This window comes from Peribacillus sp., assembly GCF_059453735.1.
The window spans coordinates 1-3828 of sequence record NZ_JAZVJO010000448.1; the positions used below are offsets into that span (position 1 = coordinate 1).

Genomic DNA, 3828 nt, shown 5'->3' on the forward strand with positions numbered 1-3828 from the left:
TATTATATCCCTTGTCTGATACTTTCCGAAGAAGAAATACAGCCTATCGGCTTATGGGGCAGCGCCACAAGCAGTATTTGAAGGAGCATAAACAATTCCTTTATACCACAATGCTGATTGAGGGAACACTAAACTCTTACCTTGCCGACATTGACAGGCAGGCACAAGAGTATTTACTCTTGCTGATAAAGCAGATTGCAGAGCAGGAAAACGTGACCGAACAACTGAAAGCCGACAATGCTATGTTGTGGGTGCAAAAAATGAATGAAATACAGTCCAGAGTCAGGGAAATCATTTACAGCGAGCTTATTTACACATAGTAAGGATTGGGCAGTAAGCCAGTGTTTGGTTTACCGCCCTTGTCTATTCATAAGCAAAATAGAGCAATACTGTCAATGGCAGTGCTCGCACTGTTCATCAAGACCATTGACGGTATTACGTATTTTGCTATAGATAAAATATATTCATCATATGAAATCATCGGGGCGAAGATACTCTATTGGCATATCTTCGCCCTTAGTCTATTGTATAATAGCAATGTACATTTTAGGGGGTGTTTTCCCAGTGTTTGCAAGGTATTTAACGCTCATTTTACAGTAATAACTGTTTATCTATCCTACATTATCTGTCAACAAATGTGCGTTACAGAACCATAAATTGCTCTGTTAACACAAATCATTTCCAAAGTCAAACATTTTTTGCAGAAAAATCACACAGATACTTTTATTTTTGATGATAGGTGGTATAATATCTGTGCCAAACAAATTGAATAATCAGAAAAAGGTGTAGTTTATCTATAGGGATATTATACCCTTTTTTCGGCATCCTAATTTACGAATTTGGTAAAAGCGCAAATTCCACAAATTAGGGTGCGAAGCTATTTCCATTCTGGTTACGATTTGTTTGGCGACAATCGTGGGTTTGTGTTTTTCGGAGCGTCGACTACGGTTGGCGCTCTTTTTAGTTTTTGAAGAGATAAGTAGAACAAAAAACAAATAAAGGGAGCAATTCTATGGTATCAGCAATTATTGAAGTAAAATCAAACACAGGAAATGAAAAAGTGAAAATGAAAGTATTTAGCGATAAACCACTTTCTGAAACCCAGATTGCATATCTACAGTCGTTAAAACGTGACGAAGCAATGAATATTGGACCACTGCACGGTTGGAAAATTATAGATATAAGTTCGTGGGAATAAATGAAAGGTAGGTAAATTGATATGGCACTAATAAAATGTACTGAATGCGGAAAAGAAATAACAGATAAAGCAGTAGCTTGTCCTCACTGTGGTTGTCCTGTTTCTAAGCAAAACGAAAATAAAACAATCAGAAACGAAATTGCTGACGAGACTATATTTACTAACGGCGAAGATATTTCATCAGATCATGGTGTTACACCTGAACACAATACCACAGGAGAAATGGAGCATATAAATTCAGTAGTTTCTTTGCAACCAAATGCCAAAAAGAAAAAACTTAAAGGTTGGCACAAGGTTTTGATTGGCGTTGCTTCTATTGTTTGCATTGTAGTTATTTTGTTCATGGTTTTTATTCTAATCCCTGCAATTAAAGCTGTAAATGCCTATAATGAAATTTCGCCATACTTATATTATGTAGGTAATTCTCATCCTGATGCAGATGAAGCAATCACTTTAACCGAACAAGAATATAATAATATCGACAATGTTGAGTTGTTGGGAATGAAAGGCGAAGTTACTTTTCAGTTGCGAGACGGTTACATCTCATCGTGTACGTGGACTTCCTTTGACTTCTGTTCTGAAGAAAAGTATAGAGCATTTGCTGATGACTTGTATGTTCTATTTGACTCAGAACCAAAAGTTGAAGATTATAGTTATGGTAACGGAAATACATATCGTTATTATTGGACTGATTCCTATTATGATTTGGATGTCACTATGGCACACGGTTTTTTTGCTTATGACCCAGACGGAAAAATCGAGATTAAGTGGGAAGTTCCTGAAAATTTTATAGAAGAAACCAAAGAAACTGACGAAGAATATACAGAAGCAGATGATTACATTGAAACAAATGATGCTGATGCGGAAATTGGAGTAATAGAAAATATCTATAGTGCTGCTGATATTCCGAACGAACTAATGAATGATGAGTTTAAAAATGTTATTGATTTGTTCTCAAAAGGTTTTTTGCAATCGGGATTAGATATTACTAATGCGACAACATATGATGATGGTGAAACCTATATTTTCTATTTAGATAACCTTGAATTTCTTGGGGATGAATGTGAAGAAGGTAGCAATTTTAGTCCTCGAATTATTTATGACCAAGATGCAATCAACAACGACGGAACTCCTTACAAAATGTTTTTTGCATTTGCAAACCCATTAAAAAGTAATGGCTACGATGAAACTGTTGAAATGGTTGAAGATATAGCAGAAGCACTTGATATATCCGATGTTGGTCTTATAGATAATGATTATTCAAGTTCAAGCAGCTGGGCAACTGGTGAATACGCTACTTTTACTTTCACGAATTTGAACCTAACGCTTACGGTAAGTAACACAGATGGTTCAGTGGAAATAGAGATAGCTCCTATTGATTAGTTGTGAAAATCTCTATGTTTCACTACGAGGAGGGAAAATATGGCATTGATTAAATGTCCTGAATGTGGAAAAGAAATAAGTGATAAAGCAAAGAATTGTATTCATTGCGGATATCCGCTCAATATGCCGAAAAAATCGATTCCTTGCGAAGAAAGTTATGAATTGCACAATGAAGAGCAAAATGAGCAATCGCAAAAAGCTACGATATTACAATCAATTCACTTTCCGAAAAACAAAAAACTGATAGTAGTTCTTGTTGCTTTATTTGTATTGGTCATTGGCATTATTACAATTACATCAAATAGTTTTTCGTCAGAAGAAGAATATGGATTAAAACTGGTAGATAAGTATCAAGATATGCTTAAAAACCCTGATTCGCTTGTGTTAAGAAGTGATGTTGCTGTTATTTCCTATTCTCGTGACGGGAAAACATATAAATATGTTTTCTTTGACGCAAGTGGCGAAAACAGTTATGGCGCATCAGTTACATCAACGGCTTGTTTTGTTAATGGGCAATATTTATGCGACAGTGATGAAATTCCATCTGCATCTGAGTATATGAGTATGAGCGATGACGAAGCAAAAGAATATTTAGGTCTCGAACTTGCTCTTGCACACTGGAAACTATATGGAGAAAATGCTGCTGAAAAAGAAGAGGATGTAGTAGTTTCATACTCCATTGATGCTGTAAAAATCGCTAAAAAACTGAAAATCAAAGCTGATACTGATTAAAATGAGAGACGGGGGTGCGGACAAAAATCTGGACTTCCATAGGGCTCCGCATGTTTTTGAGCATTTTCTAACAACTTTTTGATAGGAGAAACGAAATAAAATACATCATGGTTATACAAACACCGGTCACTCCCAGCTGGACTTCTGCAAAGGGATTATTCTCTCTTGATTTACTGGTTTGTAGGTGTTAGAATGTGGTTGCAAAAGAAACATATAGCAATATCATATTTACAGGATAATCTGTGTAATATGAGTGATAGCATTTTGATAGCAAAATTTCAAATAGGCTATATTTTATAGCTAAAATCATAGTTTGAAACGCATCAAAAACCTGTCAAATCAGCAAAAATCCAACCTGAATTTTCGAAATTCACCGAGTGGGAATAGAATTGGAAATCGATAGAACCATTGAAAACACTGAGTTTTTGAAGTGGTTTTAGGCTGGGCTGATTGATAGAAAATTGATAGCAGATATATAAACGAGACGAAAAGGTCTATCTGAATAAATCATTTCA

General features: G+C 35.5%; 4 protein-coding genes. All 4 read left to right on the top strand.

Annotated elements, in window-relative coordinates:
- A partial coding sequence (locus AC52RT_RS14755; RefSeq protein WP_495541445.1) for a TnpV protein occupies window positions 1-320 on the top strand: 320 nt, incomplete at its 5' end.
- A 692-nt stretch (window positions 321-1012) separates the two neighbouring features.
- Window positions 1013-1198 carry a hypothetical protein gene (locus AC52RT_RS14760; RefSeq protein WP_491000439.1) on the top strand — a complete coding sequence of 62 codons (186 nt, stop codon included), beginning with the start codon at window positions 1013-1015 and terminating at the stop codon, window positions 1196-1198.
- 21 nt (window positions 1199-1219) lie between these two features.
- Entirely contained in the window at window positions 1220-2581 is a 1362-nt protein-coding gene (locus AC52RT_RS14765; protein WP_495541446.1) for a hypothetical protein, read from the top strand.
- A gap of 39 nt (window positions 2582-2620) precedes the next feature.
- On the top strand, window positions 2621-3313 hold the full coding sequence (locus AC52RT_RS14770; protein WP_495541447.1) for a zinc ribbon domain-containing protein: 693 nt from the start codon (window positions 2621-2623) through the stop codon (window positions 3311-3313).
- Window positions 3314-3828: the final 515 nt, after the last annotated feature.

Bases quoted from the DNA above. Each gene is read 5' to 3' on its own strand.
- AC52RT_RS14765 (WP_495541446.1), top strand. From the start codon at position 1,220: ATGGCACTAATAAAATGTACTGAATGCGGAAAAGAAATAACAGATAAA.
- AC52RT_RS14770 (WP_495541447.1), top strand. From the start codon at position 2,621: ATGGCATTGATTAAATGTCCTGAATGTGGAAAAGAAATAAGTGATAAA.
- AC52RT_RS14760 (WP_491000439.1), top strand. From the start codon at position 1,013: ATGGTATCAGCAATTATTGAAGTAAAATCAAACACAGGAAATGAAAAA.